At 68.9% G+C, this 17,852-nt stretch carries 13 protein-coding genes, 2 tRNA genes and 3 pseudogenes; 5 read left to right on the plus strand and 13 right to left on the minus strand.

All coding sequences use genetic code 11. From position 1 onward, the window contains the following. Positions 1–40: 40 nt before the first annotated feature. A pseudogene (locus VS93_RS08300) lies at positions 41–1,598 on the minus strand (glycosyltransferase). Positions 1,599–2,079: 481 nt separating this feature from the next. Here VS93_RS08300 and VS93_RS08305 point away from each other — a divergent pair. The 3 genes from VS93_RS08305 (at position 2,080) to VS93_RS08315 (ending at position 4,606) form a co-directional block, all read left to right on the plus strand. After that, positions 2,080–2,718 carry a WbqC family protein gene (locus VS93_RS08305; protein ID WP_394298803.1) on the plus strand — a complete coding sequence of 213 codons (639 nt, stop codon included), beginning with the start codon at positions 2,080–2,082 and terminating at the stop codon, positions 2,716–2,718. Positions 2,719–2,819: 101 nt separating this feature from the next. Continuing rightward, entirely contained in the window at positions 2,820–3,533 is a 714-nt protein-coding gene (locus VS93_RS08310) for a PIG-L deacetylase family protein (protein ID WP_046469397.1), read from the plus strand. An 83-nt stretch (positions 3,534–3,616) separates the two neighbouring features. Next, the gene (locus VS93_RS08315) at positions 3,617–4,606 is read left to right on the plus strand and encodes an NAD-dependent epimerase/dehydratase family protein (RefSeq protein WP_046469433.1); all 990 of its coding nucleotides are present in this window, start codon (positions 3,617–3,619) and stop codon (positions 4,604–4,606) included. A gap of 77 nt (positions 4,607–4,683) precedes the next feature. On the opposite strand, the gene VS93_RS08320 is transcribed toward VS93_RS08315, so the two are convergent. Next, positions 4,684–5,055: a DUF202 domain-containing protein gene (locus tag VS93_RS08320; RefSeq protein ID WP_046469398.1), complete on the minus strand. Its 372-nt coding sequence runs from the start codon at positions 5,053–5,055 to the stop codon at positions 4,684–4,686. Further along, positions 5,052–5,426: a YidH family protein gene (locus VS93_RS08325; RefSeq protein ID WP_046469399.1), complete on the minus strand. Its 375-nt coding sequence runs from the start codon at positions 5,424–5,426 to the stop codon at positions 5,052–5,054. Before VS93_RS08325 ends, VS93_RS08320 begins: the two co-directional genes overlap by 4 nt. Positions 5,427–5,659: 233 nt before the next feature. On the opposite strand from VS93_RS08325, the gene trxA reads away from it, so the two are divergent. Both trxA and VS93_RS08335 read left to right on the plus strand, forming a co-directional pair. Then, on the plus strand, positions 5,660–6,034 hold the full coding sequence (trxA, locus tag VS93_RS08330) for a thioredoxin (protein WP_046469400.1): 375 nt from the start codon (positions 5,660–5,662) through the stop codon (positions 6,032–6,034). Between the two features lie 296 nt (positions 6,035–6,330). Further along, on the plus strand, positions 6,331–7,209 hold the full coding sequence (locus VS93_RS08335) for a response regulator transcription factor (protein ID WP_052745603.1): 879 nt from the start codon (positions 6,331–6,333) through the stop codon (positions 7,207–7,209). 303 nt (positions 7,210–7,512) lie between these two features. Here VS93_RS08335 and VS93_RS08340 read toward each other — a convergent pair whose 3' ends face one another. The 10 genes and pseudogenes from VS93_RS08340 to VS93_RS28945 form a co-directional block, all read right to left on the minus strand. Further along, positions 7,513–8,109, minus strand: coding sequence for a GNAT family N-acetyltransferase (locus VS93_RS08340; protein WP_046469401.1), 597 nt, complete (start codon positions 8,107–8,109; stop codon positions 7,513–7,515). 189 nt (positions 8,110–8,298) lie between these two features. Continuing rightward, positions 8,299–9,753, minus strand: a complete 1,455-nt coding sequence (locus tag VS93_RS08345; protein WP_046469402.1) for an alanine/glycine:cation symporter family protein — start codon at positions 9,751–9,753, stop codon at positions 8,299–8,301. A gap of 330 nt (positions 9,754–10,083) precedes the next feature. Continuing rightward, entirely contained in the window at positions 10,084–10,383 is a 300-nt protein-coding gene (locus tag VS93_RS08350; RefSeq protein ID WP_046469403.1) for a GNAT family N-acetyltransferase, read from the minus strand. Continuing rightward, a pseudogene (locus VS93_RS08355) lies at positions 10,380–11,326 on the minus strand (DUF5996 family protein). Before VS93_RS08355 ends, VS93_RS08350 begins: the two are co-directional and overlap by 4 nt. A 135-nt stretch (positions 11,327–11,461) precedes the next feature. Next, positions 11,462–12,204 (minus strand): annotated as a pseudogene (locus VS93_RS08360) (rRNA methyltransferase). Positions 12,205–12,290: 86 nt separating this feature from the next. Further along, positions 12,291–12,365 (minus strand) — tRNA-Asp (locus VS93_RS08365). 256 nt (positions 12,366–12,621) lie between these two features. Next, on the minus strand, positions 12,622–13,278 hold the full coding sequence (locus VS93_RS08370; RefSeq protein ID WP_046469404.1) for a response regulator: 657 nt from the start codon (positions 13,276–13,278) through the stop codon (positions 12,622–12,624). Beyond that, positions 13,175–14,737 (minus strand): sensor histidine kinase, encoded by a 1,563-nt coding sequence (locus VS93_RS08375; RefSeq protein WP_236700419.1) that lies wholly within the window; start codon positions 14,735–14,737, stop codon positions 13,175–13,177. Before VS93_RS08375 ends, VS93_RS08370 begins: the two co-directional genes overlap by 104 nt. A 115-nt stretch (positions 14,738–14,852) precedes the next feature. Continuing rightward, on the minus strand, positions 14,853–16,874 hold the full coding sequence (locus tag VS93_RS08380) for a serine hydrolase domain-containing protein (protein ID WP_338022697.1): 2,022 nt from the start codon (positions 16,872–16,874) through the stop codon (positions 14,853–14,855). A gap of 486 nt (positions 16,875–17,360) precedes the next feature. Further along, positions 17,361–17,431 (minus strand) — tRNA-Phe (locus VS93_RS28945). Positions 17,432–17,852 lie beyond the last annotated feature (421 nt).

A 17,852-nucleotide genomic window follows, 5' to 3' on the forward strand; every position in this document is an offset into this window, starting at 1 on the left:
AGCCTAGGTGCTGCGCTGAGCAGTCGTTGTGCGGGTCGGCTCACAACCGGCCGGCGGCCCGCACCGGGCTCTTCCACTGACCGTCGGAGCCTTGGTGGTCCAGGCCTGCGGGATGGTGCGCAGTGTGAGGTAGGAGTCGATGAGCCGCATCGGCAGGAAGAACAGCCCGTAGAAGAGGTAGCTCGGCCGGCGCCGCACCGTCGCCATGACGCAGGTGAGGACGTAGTCCGGAACGAACATCCCGATGGCGATCGCGGTGAGCGGCAGCACCACTGTCACCTCGGTGTACGCGGCGGCGTACCAGCCGAGGCCGAGGATCGCCTCTCCGGTGATCACCGGCAGCAGGGTGAACACCGCAAGGCCGGTCGTAATGATGAGCAGGCTCGCCACGAGCAGGACTTCCATTATGTAGAAGAACAGGGCGAACCAGAACACGCTCGGCCAGACCCCGTGCCGCCGCACCGTCTGCCAGAAACCCAGCGTCCAGCGGCGCACCTGCTTGACGTAGTCGCCCAGAGTGAACGGGTCCTGGCAGTAGGCCTTGGTCCCGGGCTTCATCGATATGCGGCCAAGGCGCCGGTGGTGCACCTCGAACGTCATGTTGAAGTCCTCGATCACCAGCCCCTTGGGGTTGATGTCCAGCTGCTTGAGCACGCTGCTGCGGTAGACGCTGGCGAAGCCCGGGACGATGAAGGTGGTGCTGGTGTGTCTCCAGGTCTGGCCGAATCTGAGGAGGTACTGGAGCATCCAGTACAGGCGATCACGGTAGGCCGAAATCAGGCGCCCGATGACGGTCCGCTCCTTCGGCTTCCACTCCGCCACCACGAAGCCCGCCACCGCCGCGACACTGGGGTCGAGCAGCTGCCGCTTCGCACCCTCGACGTACTTCTCGTCGAGCGCGGTGTCAGCGTCCAGGATGACCACGCCGTCGTAGTTCTCGGTCAGGTCGAATTCCTGGATCACGGCTTCGATCGCCCCTGCCTTGCCCCGGTTGCTGAGGAGCTCGAGGACGTTGATACCGGTCTCGGCGGCGATGTCGGCGGTGGCGTCGCGGGAGCTGTCCGAGACCACGTAGATGTCCCACCGGTTGAAGAGCCGCAGTGCCGACGTGATCGCGCCGTCGATGACCGGTTCTTCGTTGTGCGCGGGGATGATCACCGCGAGTTTCATCTGTTCGGGGGCCGCTTTCCGCGTGGCGACACCGCCGCCGGAGGGCGCCCCGGGTGTGTCGCTCCCGCCGCCTTCGCCGGCCACCACCGTTCCGGCGGCCCCTCCTCCGCCCGCTCTCGACCGGACCAGAACCCGTTCCTCGCTGCGTTCCGGGTCCCCGGCATCGGGGGCGGGCTCCACCGCGACCTCACGACGCGCCGGAACGGCCCGGCGCTGGAGCAGGGCCCGGGCCGAGTCGTCCCCGAGGCGCAACACGCCGATCATGCTCCAGACGAGCAGGTTGATGCCGAACGCCAGCCACAGGAAAAGCGGTGCAGGGCCGGCACCGGTTCCCAGGGCAAACCCGAGCCACTGCGTAAAAAGTGTCACGGCCAGCGTCAGAGCGATCAGCCTGACAGCCAACTTCCGATGAAACGGGCAGTACGCACAGGTTAACCCTCCGGATGGCGCGGTTTCGGGCATGAGGCAGATGGTTACCGTTTCGGGCAGACGGTAACCGACTAAAGCCAACACCCTGTAGACGCCGCGCCCGGGCAGAAAGTTCACAGAACCAGACGACCTATGTAGGCCATCCAAGTCGTATCTATACGCTTGCGCACGATCCGCGCCGTTGATGCAATACCAGCAGGGGGCCGAAGTGTGCCCCTGACTACGCAGTTTCTCGCATTCCTACGGTCCACGCCACACAGCTCACCTTCTCGGCAAAGAAATAGCCAAAAGTCCGAATCCACCGGATCGGTCGCCATGGACGAGCTGACGACTTGATTAGGCTCCAGGGGAGCTGCTCCGCAGCGAACACAGAGTGCACAAACCGCCTCGGAGAGGAACCGCAGTGCGTGTCGCCATGCACCAGCGCACTATCTGCCCTGGCTGGGACTCATCGACAAGGTCGATCAGAGCGACCTCTTCATCGTTCTCGACCACGTTCAGTACGAACGCAAGGGGTGGCAGAACCGCAACTATGTGGCCTCGAAGAACGGCCCTGTGCTGCTGACCGTCCCGGTAATCCAGCAGAGCCGGGACGAACGCATCATGGACAAGCTGATCGACAACTCACAGCACTGGAGGGAGAAACACCGCAGGGCGATCGCGGAGCACTGCTACCGCGGCGCTCCGTTCATGGAGGACTTCGGAAAGAAATTTCTCCGTATCTACAAAGAGGAGTGGGAATACCTATCAGACTTGGCAACGGCTACCACACGCTTCATTTTGGAAAGTTTTAAGATCACGACACCGGTCGTATGCGCGAGTGAACTCGGCGACTTCCCGGGGCAAAAGAGCGAACTGCTGGCGCAGCTCTCCGCAAAGGTGGGCGCGACCACGATGCTCTCCGGCGACGGCGCCCGCGGCTACGTCGACGAAAGCGTCTTCCAGCGGTACGGCATCGGTGTCGAGTGGCAGCAATTCCAGCACCCCGAGTACCCGCAGCGCACCTCCCCGAAAGGGGAGTTCCTGCCCCGGATGGCGGCGCTGGACCTGCTGCTGAACGTCGGCCCGGAGGGGCTTGACCTGCTACGCGGGGCACGCCCGGCCGACGCTGCCGAATGAGAGCCCACCCCGCACGGTGTGGCAACCAAAACCCGCACGTGGGCGTCTGTCATATACCACGTGCAGCTCTCAACTGACATCACCCTTGGTTAGGACGTGGCATGACGATCAATTGGTCTCAGGAGCGACTGCTCGTATACGCACCCCATCCGGACGACGAAACACTCGGGTGTGGCGGCCTCATGTCGAAGGCCAAGAAGGCCGGCGCTGAGGTCTATGTTCAGTTCCTCACGGTCGGAGACACGGCGGACCTCTCCACGAAGGGGTACTCGACCGCCGATGAACGCTTCGCTGAGATCAAGAAGGTCGCGGACCACTTCCGCTGGGACGGTTGGGATGTCGCCTTTCCCGGCGACGAGTACCACCTCAAGCTCGACGCCATGCCGCGTTTCGAAGTGTCCAACTCGATCGAGCGGAGCAGTTCGCTGTCCATCGCGGAGCTGCAGCCGACCGTCGTACTGGCACCGCACCGGACCAGCTACAACCAGGATCACCAGGTGGCGGCCGAGGCAGTGCACACCGCGCTGCGTCCGTCGAACAATCGGCTGCGGCACCACCCGCGACTCGTACTCGCCTACGAGGAAGCCGCTGACCAGTGGCGATACGACGCGGCTCCGTCACCGCACCTTCTGGTGGAACTGGAGGAGTCAGACCTGGACGCGAAGCTCTCGGCCATGCGCCTGTACGGGACTCAGATACACGAGCACCCGCACACACGCTCCGAAGCCACATTGAGGAGCCTGGCCGTACTGCGGGGGATGCAATGCGGCGTCGCGCTCGCGGAAGGGTTCCATGTGATGCGCTGCCTGGCCTGAGTGAGAACGGGGTCCCCCCGCCCCGCTCACACTCCGCATCCGAACCAGCCGAAGTTCATGTACCCATGGAGGGGGAGAAAACGTTGAAGGCCATTGTGACTGGTGGTGCCGGATTTATAGGTTCACATCTCTGCGACTACCTGATCACCCAGGGTTACCAGGTGGTCGCCTTGGACGACCTGTCCACCGGTTCCGAAGCCAACCTCGAGCAGCTCAACGACAACGCCGATTTCGAGTTGATAAAAGGGTCAGTCCTGGACAAGAGACTGGTCAACGACGTGGTCAAGGACTGTGACACGGTGTTCCACCTGGCGGCCGCGGTCGGGGTCCACACGATCGTGGAGAAACCGCTCCAGTCCCTTCGGACCAATCTGCACGGCACCGAGAACGTGGTCGAAGCGGCCGCCGCACACGGGGCGCGGTTCCTCGTCGCATCGACCAGCGAGGTCTACGGCAAGAACAACACCGACGGACTCACCGAGGACGCCGACCGCATTCTCGGCTCACCATTGAAGAGCCGGTGGTCCTACGCCGCGGCGAAGGGCTTGGACGAACTCGTCGCCTACATCTACGGCGAGGAATCCGGCCTGCCCTGCGTCATCACCCGGTTCTTCAACATCGTGGGACCGCGGCAGACGGGGCGGTACGGCATGGTGGTGCCCCGCTTCGTCACCCAGGCGCTCACCGATGAGCCGATCACCGTCTACGGGGAGGGGACCCAAAGACGCTGCTTCGGTTCGGTATTCGACGTCGTTCCGGCGATGGTGGAGCTCCTCGACACCCCGGAGGCCTACAACAGGGCCGTCAATCTGGGAGGCAGGGAGGAAGTATCGATCAAGGGTCTGGCCGACCGGGTCATTGAGCTCACAGGGTCCCGCAGCGGCATCAGGTACGTCTCCTACGAAGAAGCCTACGGCGACGGCTACGAGGACATGGAGCGGCGGATGCCCGACACCACTCTTGCACACGAGCTCATCGGGTACGCCCCGGGTCGGCGACTCGACGACATCATCGCCTCGATCATCAAGCACGACACGACCGGCTTCATCGCACCGCAGGCGGTCGTGGTCTAACCGTCGACACGGGCCGGACCCCGCTCGTCCGGCCCAGAACGCGGGCAGGGCGTCCGGGCCGGTCCCGTTCTCGGGTACTAGTACAGAACCGCGCCGGCCGCGACCACGCCTGCGAGTCCCGCGACGCCCGAGCTGAGAAGGAACAGTGCCCACGGCCGCGCCACAGGCGCGGCCGGGCGTCCCGCGGCGTCGCGGTGCGCCCCGTATCCGGTCGCTCTCCAGCGACGCCGCACGTGGATGATGAGGACACCCGAAACGGCCGCCACCAGCACCGCCACCGCCACACGGTAGAGCGGGTCGAAGCCGGTCTCCATGCCGGGTTCGCCCGGGTGGAACGGATCCCGCATGTAGAGCAGGGCGACCACGATGATCAGGAAGATCGTGCGCTGCCAGGAAAGCAGGGTCCGTTCCGGCTGCAACCCGGGATCGCGCGCTGTCCGCAGCCTCATGGCCAGTAGTTCCCGAAGAGCACCGCGAGGCAGACGAGCGCCACCCCGACCGCGAGGATCATCGGGAGCGGGCTCAACGGCAGCGGCCGCTCCATGCGCATCGCACGCTGCACCCGGATCCAGCGCAGCGGCGCGTAGACGGTGATGACAACGGCGAGCCCGGCCAGGGCCAGGCCGATAGCCAGCCGTACCCCCGGCGTCCAGTCGAGCGGAACGAGGTGCAGGACCGCCACCGCGCCGGCGATCAGCGCGAGTGCGGTACGGATCCAGGCCAGGAACGTACGCTCGTTGGCCAGCGTGAACCGGTAGTCGGGTTCGGCGCCCTCCGCACCGCGGCCGGGATCGGAGGCCGCCGATGATCGCTGGTTCACCGCGCTCCCCCCTTCAACCGGTCACTCCACTGGATCCACCTCTGTTGACACCGACCTTAGTGATGGTCGCTTTTTCCTCCCAAACCGGTATTGACCAGGTGTTTTGTTGGGAACTGAAGAGCAGCCCCGCTGTTTTCCCGGAGACGCGGACGCTTGTGGAACAAAACAACGGGCACGACCGCTCTACGCTCTAGGAGAGACCGAGTAAACGATCCGCACCCAGGAGAGACTTCGTGGCGACCATCGAGCTCACCAAGGACAACTTCAACGAGACGCTGACGGAGAACGCCTTCGTCCTCATCGACTTCTGGGCGTCGTGGTGCGGTCCCTGCAAGCAGTTCGCCCCCGTCTTCGAGAAGGCGTCCGAACAGCACTCAGACCTGCTCTTCGCCAAGGTCGACACCGAGGACCAGCAGGAGCTCGCCGCAAGCTTCGACATCCAGTCGATCCCCACGCTGATGGTGGTGCGGGACAAGACGGTGATCTACGCCCAGCCCGGGGCGCTGCCGGAGGAAGCCCTGCAGGACCTGATCAAGCAGGCCCGCGAACTCGACATGGACGAGGTCCGCAAGGAGATCGAAAAGCAGCAGGCCGACGGCACGCCCTGAGGGCAGTGAGCAGGGCTCGCACCGAGCCGCCCTACCCGCGGGGCCGCGCCCGGACGGGCACGGCCCCGCGCTGTCACCCGGCGTCCGGCTCTCGCCCGGTGCCACCTCGCCCCGCGCGAGGTGGCCCGGTGAAGTTTCCGTCACAGGCACGGCCCGTCAACCGTTCATTCACGTAAGCGCTCTTGAATTTCCGCCTACAGTTCGGTTGTGGTGATTCGCGGGGGCCGGTACATGACAGGACGGAACCGAAGAACCAACGGCGCGGCAACAGCGCCGAAGGCAGTCAGGGCGGATCCATGACCGTGCCGCGCTCCAGGGCGAGCGGCGACACACCGTCCCGGCACCAGGCCGCTCGCCCCGGGCTGCGGGTGCTGCTGGCCGAACCCGACCCCGAGGTCGGCAGCGAACTGCTGCTGAAACTCGCCCCGCACCGGATCGACGTCACCGTCTGCACCGACGGCGCCGAGGCACTGTTCCGCGCCGGTCTGATCCAACCCGACCTCGTCCTGGTCAGCGCGGATATCGAGATCGTGCGTTCGGAACGCGTGATCGAACTGATCCGCCGCGGACTGGGCGTCCCCATCATCGTCGGCACTCACCCCGGGACCGCCGACGAGGGGGTGGGCATGCTGCAGGCCGGTGCCACCGCGTGCGTCCTCCGCCCCTACCAGTCCGATGAGCTGCTGATGCTGATCCGCTCGGCCTGCGAACACCCCCTCGTCGAATCCGTGGAGGAAGAGCCGCTGCGGGCTGGGCCGATCACCCTGGATCCCGCGCGGCACCAGGCGTGGCACGCGGGCGTGTCGCTCGCCCTCCCGCTGCGGGAATTCGAGTTGCTGCACTACCTCATGCGCAACGCAGGCCGGGTGGTGAGCCGCGACGAGCTCTGCCGGCAGATCTGGAGCAACGACCGTCGGCTCGCCGCCAACACGATCACGGTGCACATCCGCCGACTGCGGCAGCGGCTGGGGGACAGTGTGACCCACCCGCGCCTCATCCGAACGGTGCGCGGGGTCGGTTACCTGCTGGATGTCACCCTCACCACCGCCTCTCCCCCGCCTGGCGCGCCGTCCCCGGACGCCGAAGAGCCCGCCGCCCTCCCCTCGCCGCGCGGAATCGAGTCCGCACGGGCGCCCGGCTCCCGGCGGGGAAACCGGCGCCCGGCGCCGCCGTAGCGCATCACCGGCCGCCTTTCTTATCCAGGCCCGGTCGGCACGAAGGGGGCAAGGGGAAGTACCGAAGACGGCGGGGCACCGCGGATCGTGCGGGCGGAGGCGGGTCGGAACCGGTACACGGTGCGCGGTACGCGGACTGCGCGGGAGCGGCGCCGCGAGGAAGAGCACGGACGAGTCGGTGGGCCGCTGCGCGGTTAAGGGCGTCCCCGCGTCGCCGTCCCCTCAGGCCCCATCCGGGACGCGGAGCGCTACCGGACCCGCTTGCCGACCCGTGCGGAGCACGGCTCCGGCGCAGGCGGCCGGTTACTCCTTGAGGTTCAAACGGGCGATGGGCCGACCGCTGGTGGGGTGGGGGGTGCAGACGAAGCCGGCCTTCTCGTAGATCTGTACGGTACCCGGGTAGATCTCGGCGCTGGGCGCCCGGCCGCCCGCGGTGTCGACGGGGTACGCCTCCAGGACCCGACCCCCGTTGACCCGGGCGTACTCGACGGCGCCGTCGAGTATCCGCGTCCCCAACCCTTTGCGTCTGCGGCGGGGCGGAAGCCAGAAGCAGACGACCGACCACACCCCGGGTTCGGCCGGGTCGACAGGACGCAGCGAACGCGAACGGGCGAGCCGGATGAAGTCCTTGCGCGGCGCCACGGACACCCATCCGCAGGGCTCGGTTCCCTCGTAGGCGAGCAACCCGGGAATGGCACCGTCGAGAGTCAGTCGACGCAGTGTCTCGCGGTTCTCGTTCCCCCGCTCCGGCTGGGCGCATGAGACGCTCGCGGTGAAATCCTTGGCGCGGCGCCGGTAGAACACGCACCAGCAATGGCCGTAAGCCCCCGTCGGCCCGAACAGTTTTTCCAGGTCATCCCACCGTTCGGGGGTTGCTGGCTCGATCGAGACGATGGACATCTGGCCCCCTTGGGACAAGAGCACGGGTCGTGCTCCCGCACACTAGCGATTCAGAGCCGGATTCGGCACCTCCCTACTACAGAGGCTTTTCGTCTCGCTCCCGGTTTCCCGGTTCGCCGAAGGGCCGCAACGAGCCGGTCGGCGGAGACGGGCGGCGCGCCCGCCTCCGCCGGCCGCGAGCCGTGTGTCCTATCGCCGGACCGGTTCCTCGCCGGGCTCCCAGCACTGCACACCGCGCAACTCCGGAAGCCGGTCGCGGGTGAACACCGGGTCGAGCCCCTGCTTGCGCTGGCCGACGTAGTCCTTCAGCAGCAGCGCCACCACCCCGCACAGCGGAGCGATCGCCAGCAGGTTGACCAGTGCCATGAACCCCATGGCCGTCTCGGCGAGGCTCCACACGATCTCGACCGAGCCGATAGCGCCGAGGAACGCCGCGAGCAGGAACACGATCTTGAACCCGGCCAACTTGCGCGGGTCCTCGCTCAGAAAGCCCATGTTGGCTTCGCCGTAGTAGTAGTTGCCCAGCACCGAGCTGAACGCGAGCAGCAGGAGGACGAAGGTCAGCGCGTGCAGCGCCCACGTGCCGAGCACCCCCTGCAGGGCCTCCTGGGTCAGGACCGGCCCCCGCTCCTCACCGTAGGTCGGGTTGCTGACCAGGATGATGAACGCGGTGGTGGAGCAGACGATCAGGGTGTCGAAGTAGACGCCCAGGGTCTGCGTCAGGCCCTGCTTGACCGGGTGGGTCACCGATGCCGTGGCCGCCGCGTTGGGCGCCGAGCCCAAGCCGGCCTCGTTGGAGAACATGCCCCGCCGCACCCCCTCCACGATGACGGTGCCGAGAGCCGCACCGGCGAACTCCCGCAGCCCGAACGCGCTCTGCACGATCTGGGTGAACACAGCCGGGATCGCGTCCACGTTCAGCGCGACGACGATCAGGCCCATCACGATGTAGACCAGCGCCATGAACGGCACCAGGGTCTGCGTGACGTGCGCGATTCTCCGGACCCCGCCGAAGATCACCATGGCGGTCACCGCCACCAGCAGCAGCCCGACCGCCGGCGCCAGCCAGCCCGGCGCGGTCGCGCCCACGGTCTCCACCGATGCGGTGACGGCACCGGAGATCGTGTTGGCCTGCACCGAGTTGAACACCAGGCTGAACGTCACGATGATGGTCACGGCGTAGAGCACACCGGCCCAGCGGGCGCCCAACCCGTGCGTCATGTAGTAGGCGGGGCCGCCGCGGTACCCGGTTCTCTCCCGGGTCTTGTAGATCTGCGCCAGCGTGCACTCGACGAAGCTCGCCGCCCCGACGAGCAGCCCCATGAGCCACATCCACAGCACCGCGCCGGGGCCGCCCACCGCGATGGCGCCGGCCACGCCGACGATGTTCCCGGTGCCCACGCGTGCGGCGGCGGAGATGGAGAAGGCCTGGAAGGAGGAGATCGCCTTCTTGCCGTCCGGAGCCACCCCCGCCGGACTGACAAGCGTCCGGAACATCTCCGGGACCAGGCGTACCTGAACGGCGCCCAACCGCACCGTGAAATAGAGGCTCAGGACGGCCAGCAGGGGGATGAGCACCCATTTCCAGAACTCGTCGGTGAAGGCGACGACCAGATCGTTGAGGAGGTCGTTGAATTGTTCCACTGCCCGTGATGCTCCTTTGCTCCGGGGAAGACAGCGGCCACCCTCCTTACCCTCAGAGGGTGGCCGGACACAGGACAGTGTCACACGTTGCCGGATACCGACCGTTCTGTGACCGCGGCGGGGGCGACGGCCCCTCGCGACCGTTTCGCCCCGTTCCGGGCGTTCGACAAGGGTGGTGCGCCGCGTCCCGCACACCCCGGCGTTCGCGGCCGAAGGCCGGTGAGCACCGCGGAGACCGGGCGGCGCCTCTTTCGGAGCGCGCGGTCGGGTCAGCCCGCGGTACCGGGCACCCGGCGACCGCACTGCGGCTGCCGGCCGTCCTCGCCGTCGTCAGTCCACGACCTCGCTGCGCGACTCCGGATCGACGAGGTCGGAGTATTCGGGGTTCCGCCGGATCCAGGACTTGACGAAGGGGCACACCGGCACCATCCTCAGCCCGCGGTCACTGATGTCGTCCAGCGTTTTCCGCACGAGCCGCCCGCCGTGGCCCAGCCCGCGGTGCGACGGGGCGACCTCGGCATGAGTGAGGACGATCCCGTCCTCTTCGAGCCGGTAGTTGTTGACGCCGAGGACACCCTCCGCGGTGCGGCCTTCGTAGCGCTTCCGCTGCGGTACATCGATGACCTTCATGTCTCCTCTCCCGCCTCGTACAACGGGTCTGTGACCCCCTTTGGGCTTGCGAGTCCGGCGTGGTCCCAGCCCGAGAGCTCCGCGCCCGCGCGGTAGGCGCTCTCGTAGAAGGCGAGGACCGCGCCCCGCGGATCGGGTTCCGTGCGTACGCGCCCGTAGGGCAGCAGGGCCAGATGGCCGTGGCCGCTCGGCGCCCACCAGGCCGATGACGGTGTCAGCGGCCGCTCGGTGAGACCGGAGGGCTCGGGCACCGTGTAGGAGTAGAACGCGGGCTCCGGGACGTTGTCGTCACCGAACCAGAAACCGAAGCTGATCGCCTCCCGCGAGTACGCCTCGCGGATGATCGGGCCCGCGTCGCGCGGCTGGTGCAGCCGCCGCGCCCCGTACCGGGTCACGGCGATGTCAAAGGTGTGCCAGAAGTGGTGCACCGGACTGGTCTTTCCGGAGAACTCGGCGGCGAACTCCTCCAGAACCAGGTTGACCTGGCTGAGCACCCGCCAATAGCGGGTCACCGCCTCAGGGTCGTAGGACGCGTGCTCGGTGTCCTCCACGAACGGGCGTTTCGAGTCGGCCAGGTCGAACGGCGAGGGACGCGGGATCCGGGGGTGAACCCCCAGCCTTCCAGGGTCGCCAGGGTCTCCTGGTAGAACGAGGACACGCTGTGCCCGAGAAGCGTGAAGGCGGCGGAGCGCCCGTCGATCGTGCGCGCCACCAGGAGATGGTCCACGAAGTCGAAGTCGACTGTGTAGACGGGGCTGCCGTCCGCAAGCCCCATGGGCCGCGTGGTGACGCCGTTCCCGGTGAGGTGGAACGGTACGTGCCACCAGTGGTTCCGGCGGGGGCTGGAGGCCAACCGGATCTTCCCCACAACCTGCAGGAACCGGTGCAGGGTCTGTTTGGTGTCGTCCCACTCCCGCAGCGGGATCGGCGGGAACAGCTCCATGGCAGGCCTCCTCCCCGGCGGGCTCCGGTCCCCGCGGCTCGCCCTCCGCGCGAACGCTCACGGCCCTCTACCCCGTACCGGCCGGGGAAATTCCCGCTTCCGCAACGGGAACGGGCGCGGCCCGGCGCGCCGCGTTCACCCCGCCCCGGGTATCCGGCGGGCGTCGGCGGCGCGCACCAGCACCGCGGCGCGGGTGCCGACACGGACACGCTCCAGTACGCGGATGCCCTCGGCGAGCCCGATCCTGCGGGCGCGGGCGGTCACGGCGAGAACGGCGTGGTCCGGGAGTACGGCGGACAGGGAGGGCAGCAGCTCCGGAACCCCGGCCTCGTCCGGGCAGGCACCCGCCAGTGTGTGAGATCCCCGTAGGGGACGTCGGTGAGCACCATGTCGACGGGGTGTTCCGGGGAGACCGGGGCGAACGCGTCCCCCTCCTGCACGGTGTGCGGCAGGTCGCCGCCGCGCGCACGCAGCCCCGCTGCCAGCCGCCGCGCGGCGTCCGCCCGCTCCAGGAACGACGGTTTGCCGAACTCCGCGGCGCCCGCGCGCAGCTCGCGCTCGCGCTCGGCCAGTCCCCGCGCGGTCAGCAGGGCGAGGTTGCGGCCGGCGATGCCCACGGCGTCGCCGGCCACATCGGAAGCGTGGATGCGCGCCAGACGGTCACGGTGCAGGAACCCCAGAACGGCCGCCAGGTGTCCGCCACCGCAGCAGGGGTCCCACAGGACGACCCGGTCCCTTCCCAGATGGGCGAGCGCGCGCTGGAACAGTTCGCTGGCCAGCCGCGCGGGAAACCCGGGGAGGCCGGGAACCGACCTGAGGACGTAGCCGCTCGCCAGATCCGTGTGGTCGGCGCGTTCGACGGCGTAGCGGTAGGCCATCTCTCCCTGCCGGTGGTGGCCGGGCCGGACCGGTAAGAACGCCCGGCCGAAAAGGGGAGTCGCGCCGCAACGGCCCGAGTGTGGAGCGGTCCTGACGGGATTTGAACCCGCGGCCTCCACCTTGACAGGGTGGCGAGCACTCCTAGCTGCTCCACAGGACCTCGGCGTACCCTTCCGGGGAAGGTGCTCCGCGGACAACTGTAGCGGTAATCCGTACCGGTCCGCGCCTTCTCTCCGGCACGTCTCCCGGGCGGGGAAGGCGCTGCGCCGAGGGCATCGATCCGGGCGCCGGGGTGGCCGCACATCGGCCGCAGGCACCCGCCGGCACACGGGAACGCCCCGCTTCCTGCCGGCGCGCCCGGGCCTCCCCCTTTCTGCCCCGCCCAGGCGGCGAATTCGGTGTCCGCCATCAGCGCTCTAGGGCCGCACCACCCCGTTCTGGTAGGCCCACACGACGGTCTGCAACCGGTCGCGGGCACCGATCTTGGTCATGGCCCGTCCCAGGTGCGACTTGACCGTGCTCGTCTCGATGAAGAGCTCACGGGCGATCTCGGCGTTCGACATGCCCTGGGCGAGCAGGCGCACGATGTCGATCTCACGTGCCGTGAGCAGGTCGAGCGCCTGGGCACCGGCGCTGCGCGGGGGCCTGCGCCGCGCGAACTCGGTGATCACCCGCCGGGTGATGGCCTGGTCGACCAGGCCGTAGCCGTCGGCCAGCCTGCGCACGGCCTCGACCAGATCGTCGGGGTCGGTGTCCTTCAGGACGAACCCGCTCGCCCCGGCCTCGAGCGCCCCGAAGACGTACTCGTCGAGATCGAAGGTGGTCACGACGAGGACCGCGGGCGGTGTACCGGACGCCCGGGCGAGAATCTCGCGGGTCGCGGACAGCCCGTCACCACCGGGCATACGTACGTCCATGCAGATGACATCGGGTTCCAGGCGTCCGGCGAGCGCGACGGCCGCCGGTCCGTCACCGCACTCGCCGACCACCTCGATGTCGTCCGCGAGTTCGAGGATCACCCGGAAACCCGCCCTGACAACGGACTGGTCGTCCACGAGGATCACCCTGATCAATCCGTACTCCTCCCCTTCGTGTCCCCGGTTCCGCCCGTCGAGGTCTCCCGGCTGACCGGAAGCGCCAGCCGGACGCGCCACCCGCCCGACGGGATCGGCCCGGCCTCCAGCTCCGCGCCGACCAACTGGGCCCTCTCCCGCATACCGAGCAGTCCCAGCCCGCGCGGGGCCTCCGCCGACCCCCGCCCTTCGGTGCGGGATCCGGGCCCCGCCCGGTTCTCGACCTCCAGAAGGACCTCCGACTCACGGTGGCGCAGCAGGAGGCGCACCCCCGCTCCAGCCGCGTGCTCCCGGGCGTGGAGAGCGCCTCTTGGGCCACACGGTAGAAGGTGACGTCGGCGACCGGCGGGAGATCGTACCGTTCGCCGTCTCGCACGACGTCGATCGTGGTGCCCAGGTCGCGTTCGGCCGCCACGAGGCGGTCGAGCGCGGCCAGCCCGGGGACGGGCGCTCCCCGCGCCCCCGGATCACCGGTGTGGTGCAGCCCGTCGCCCGTCGAGGGTGCGTTCTCCCCGGGATCCCGTAGGGCCCCGACGACGAGGCGCAGGCTGCTGAGGGTCTCCCTGCCCTGGGACCGGATCCAGGCGGCGGCCTCCCTGGCCGCCCGGTCGTCGCGGCCGATGAGCCGCTCGGCGGCGCCCGCCTGGACGACCATGCCGGACAGGTGGTGTGCCGCGATATCGTGCAGCTCGCGGGCCATGCGTGCCCGCTCGGCCCTGATGGCGCCCTCGGCCCGGTCCCTCTGCGCCCGGACCGCCTCGGCGGCCCGGATCCGGACCAGCTCGACGTAGCGCCGCCGGGTCCCGACGTAGGCCCCGACCAGTGCCGCCACCACGTAGGTGAGCACGCTCGATACCAGCAGACCGGCCCCCACGACCAGAGGCTCGTCCAGCGGCAAGGGGTCCAGCACCTGAGAGACGGACCTCGGGCGGGGGACCGGGGGGAACAGCAGGCCCGCGACCAGGGTCCCGCAGACGCTCTGGACGACCGTGACGGCCACGAGAACCCACGGCAGCCGACGCGCGGAGAGACGAATGCCGCAGGTGTAGGCGGCCACGAACGGCGCGATCCCCTGGAAGGAGACGTCGGCGGGCAGAACGGCGATGATCACGAGCTGGGCCAGCACCACGGCCGCCAGACACACGACCGGACTCGTCCTCCGCACGCACAGCACCAGCGACTGCGCGCAGGCCAGGGCAGTGAGAACGATCGGAGCGGCCGGGGGGAAACCGATCCCCTCCGCCTTCGCCAGGAATCCCAGCATCAGCCAGAGCAGACCGCCCGAGCCCAGTGCCGCGCACACGGCCAGAAGGCAGTCACGACCGAACTCCCCGCGCAGCCCCAGCCGGTTCAGTCCCTCGTCGGCCCGTGCCGCGAGACTGGAGGGCAGGGTGCCGACCGCGTCGCGCTCCGGCCCGTCCCGGACGTCCGCGCGGTGGTCGCTCTCCCCGTGGGTCATCTCATCCACCCGGTTCTTGTGTGTTCGAGTTGTGGGAATGATGCCGGAAACCGCGGGGCCTTCGGCGGGGAGGGCGGCCCCGCCGAAGGCCAACACGCCCGGCCGCCGACGACGCTCAGTACGACACGCTCGGGGAGAGCAGGCCGAAGACGGCGGCGAACCATACGACCCCCGCCAGAGCCAGCAGGACGAGCGCGCCGCCGACGTACCTCGTCCGCCCCGCCCGGCGCCGGACGTCGTCGAACAGGACTACCGCCGCCGGAGCCAACCCGAGGACCCCGACCCACTGCGCCCCCTGGACCGTGCGCAACACCGCCTCGGGCACGTCCTGGAACCCCATGACCATGGTGATGGCCATCCCCCAGCCGGCGAGAGCGGCCACGGCGCCGGCCACACCGACCCGGGTCAGGACGCGCGCCACCCGTCCCTCCCGGTCACGGGCCGGAAGCGACAGGCGCCGGCGGACCACCGCGCGGACCGGCCAGGACAGCACGGCGACCGCGAGGACGACGGCGGAGGCCACGAGCACCGGAAGGGCCAGCGACGCGACGCGTGCGGGCTCGACCCGCAGGAGGGTGAACGCCGAGGCGAAGCCGATCGCCTCCACCCGGTCTCCGACCACGCGCATCGTGAGGAGACGCTGCCCCCCGACCTCGCGCCAGACCCAGGGCTCGATCTCCTCGTAGACAGTCGGGTGGCCGCTCTCCGGCCCCGGGTCGACGAGGATCGTCCCGTCCTCGCGGGCAGACACCCGGGTCTGGCCTGCGACCCCCAGGACCGACAGGAAGTTGCTGTGCATCGACCGCGAGCTCTCGTAGCTGCCCTCGGCCAGCGCGGCGTGCTCCCTCGCCGTCGGTTCGACGGAGGTGTCCCCCTCCGAGGCGGGAAAGTAGCGGTCGGCGAACCCTGACAGGACGGCATCGCGCAGCTGGAGGCTGTCGACCGCCTCGTGTCCCCCGCTGTTGAGGGTCACGAAGACCCCCGTACCTTCGTCGGGGTAGATCTGCAGGTGGGAGTGGAAGTACTGGGTGTCGCCCCCGTGGCCGACGATCCGGCGGCCGTTGCGGTCCTCCTCGAAGAACCCGAGGGTCATGCGCGGCCCCTCCGCGAGGGTGCCCAGGGTCTCCCCGTCCAAGGCGGGTTCGTGCATCAGCGCGAGCGTCTCCGGCGCGAGCGGGGACTGTTCGGGGTCGAGCTCTCCCAGGTGCGCCAGCATGAAGCGCGCCATGTCGGTCGCCGACGACGTCAGCGCGCCCGCCGGAGCGACCCCGACGACCTCGAACGGTCCCGCCGGTTCGGCGTCGGTGGTGTAGCCGTTCGCGAGCCGCCCCTCCAGCGCCTCCGGAAGGGGCTGCGCGAAGCTGGAGGAGTCCATACCCGCCGGTTCGAGGACGTTCTTCTCGACGTAGTCCTCGAAGGGCGTTCCGCTTACCCTCTCGACGACGTACCCGGCCAGTGCGTTGCCGTAGTTGGAGTAGGCGGGGACCGTCCCCGGCTCGTAGACCTGCTCCGGAGGGTTGGTGACTAGGTGCTCGCGCAGGTTCGCCTCGGTGCCCTCGGGTTGGAAGAGCCCTTCGACCCGTTCCTCGAACCCGGGCGTGTGCGTCAGCAGGTGGCGCAGGGTGACGTCCTCGTCGAACGAGCCGGGCACCGTGAAGTCCAGGTACTCGTTCACGTCGGTGTCGAGCTCCACCTCTCCCTCCTCGACCAGCCGCATCACCGCCGTGGCGGTGAGCAGCTTCGACACCGAGCCCACCCGGAAGAGCGTCTCCTCGGGGTCGACCGGCCGGGCCTCGGCCTCGCCCGCCCCGGTGTCGGAGTAGCCGTAGCCGCGGGCGGTGAGCAGCTCACCGTCATGGACGACGCTCACGGCCGCGCCCGCGATACCCGACCGTTCGAGGGCCGCCGGCACCAGGCCGTCGAGCCAGGTGTTGACGTCCTCCTCGCTGAGGTCGGCGCTGGCGGGGCTCGGGGTCGGCGGTGCGGGTGCCGTCCCGGACGGGAGGGCACCGCAGCCGCCGGCCAGCGCGACGACGACTCCGGCGGTGGCGAGCGCCATGAGAGGCGCCCGGGCTCCGCGCCGTGGCCGCGGTCGGCTCACCGGGGCGGCCCCATGGGTTTCGTTGACAGCGGTCACGAACACACTCCTGCTCCGTAGGCGCACCGGGCATCCGGACCACCGCGTCCGTGTTGCGTCTACCCGGTGCTGTGTGCCCCAGCGTGCTGGAGAGGGCCGTACGAGGGCATCGGGCACGGGTCGGCATTCGACTTGCGACTTTCGGAGGAGGCGGGGCGGGCTCCGCGACGCCCCTGGCCCGCCACCTGCGCGCCCGGGACGCGGTGGTGGTCGAGGGCGATCGGCTCCGAGTCCCGGGGCGCCCAATGGATCGGCACAGCGCCGCCGTGCTCAAGCGGATCTACGCCAAGTGCCCTGCAGGCGAAGAGGAACGGGCGATGGAGCGGATCTCTGAGGCGCTGCGCCGGAACTGATCCACTCGCCGGAACGTGGCCGCGTATTGGCCGCAGGCACCCGCCGACCCCCCCCCGCCGCGAGGCCGACACATGAAAAGCGCCCTGCCATCTGCGAAAACAAGTGGCAGGGCGCTTCTCATGTCTTCTCGGGTGGGCAGGGGCGGGGTCGAACCGCCGACCTTCCGCTTTTCAGGCGGAGAAAGGGGGCTGAGCCGGTGCCCCGGCCGTCGTCGTACAGGTGGTGCCGACCGGCTCCGGCGGTCCGTGGTTGCTGTCGTTGCTGTCGCGGTTGCTGTCACCTTCTCCCCCGGCTCACCCGCCAACGGACGGCAGGGGGCGGCCCGCCACAGCGGCGGGATTGCGCGCGCTCGGCGCAGTGGTGCGCCCCAGCAACCACGAGCGGCGAGCGACCACGGTTTCCGAGCGAGGTGCTCGATCGCGCTGGAGTCAGGACCGAAGACAGGCAGAGTCGCGCGATCGAGTGCCTCGGATCCAGAACGTCAGTACCCCGAGGGCTTTTCCCGCCTATGGTTGACAGGCTGAGGGTGAGGCGATAAGGGATGTGAGCTATATGGGATACCTTGAGACGGACGCTTACTTCGTGGCCCTATAAGTTCGGCAAGTAACCGTGGCTTGCTGTGTA

Origin of the sequence: Allosalinactinospora lopnorensis (assembly GCF_000981225.1) — a bacterium.
Taxonomy (GTDB): Bacteria; Actinomycetota; Actinomycetes; order Streptosporangiales; family Streptosporangiaceae; genus Allosalinactinospora; species Allosalinactinospora lopnorensis.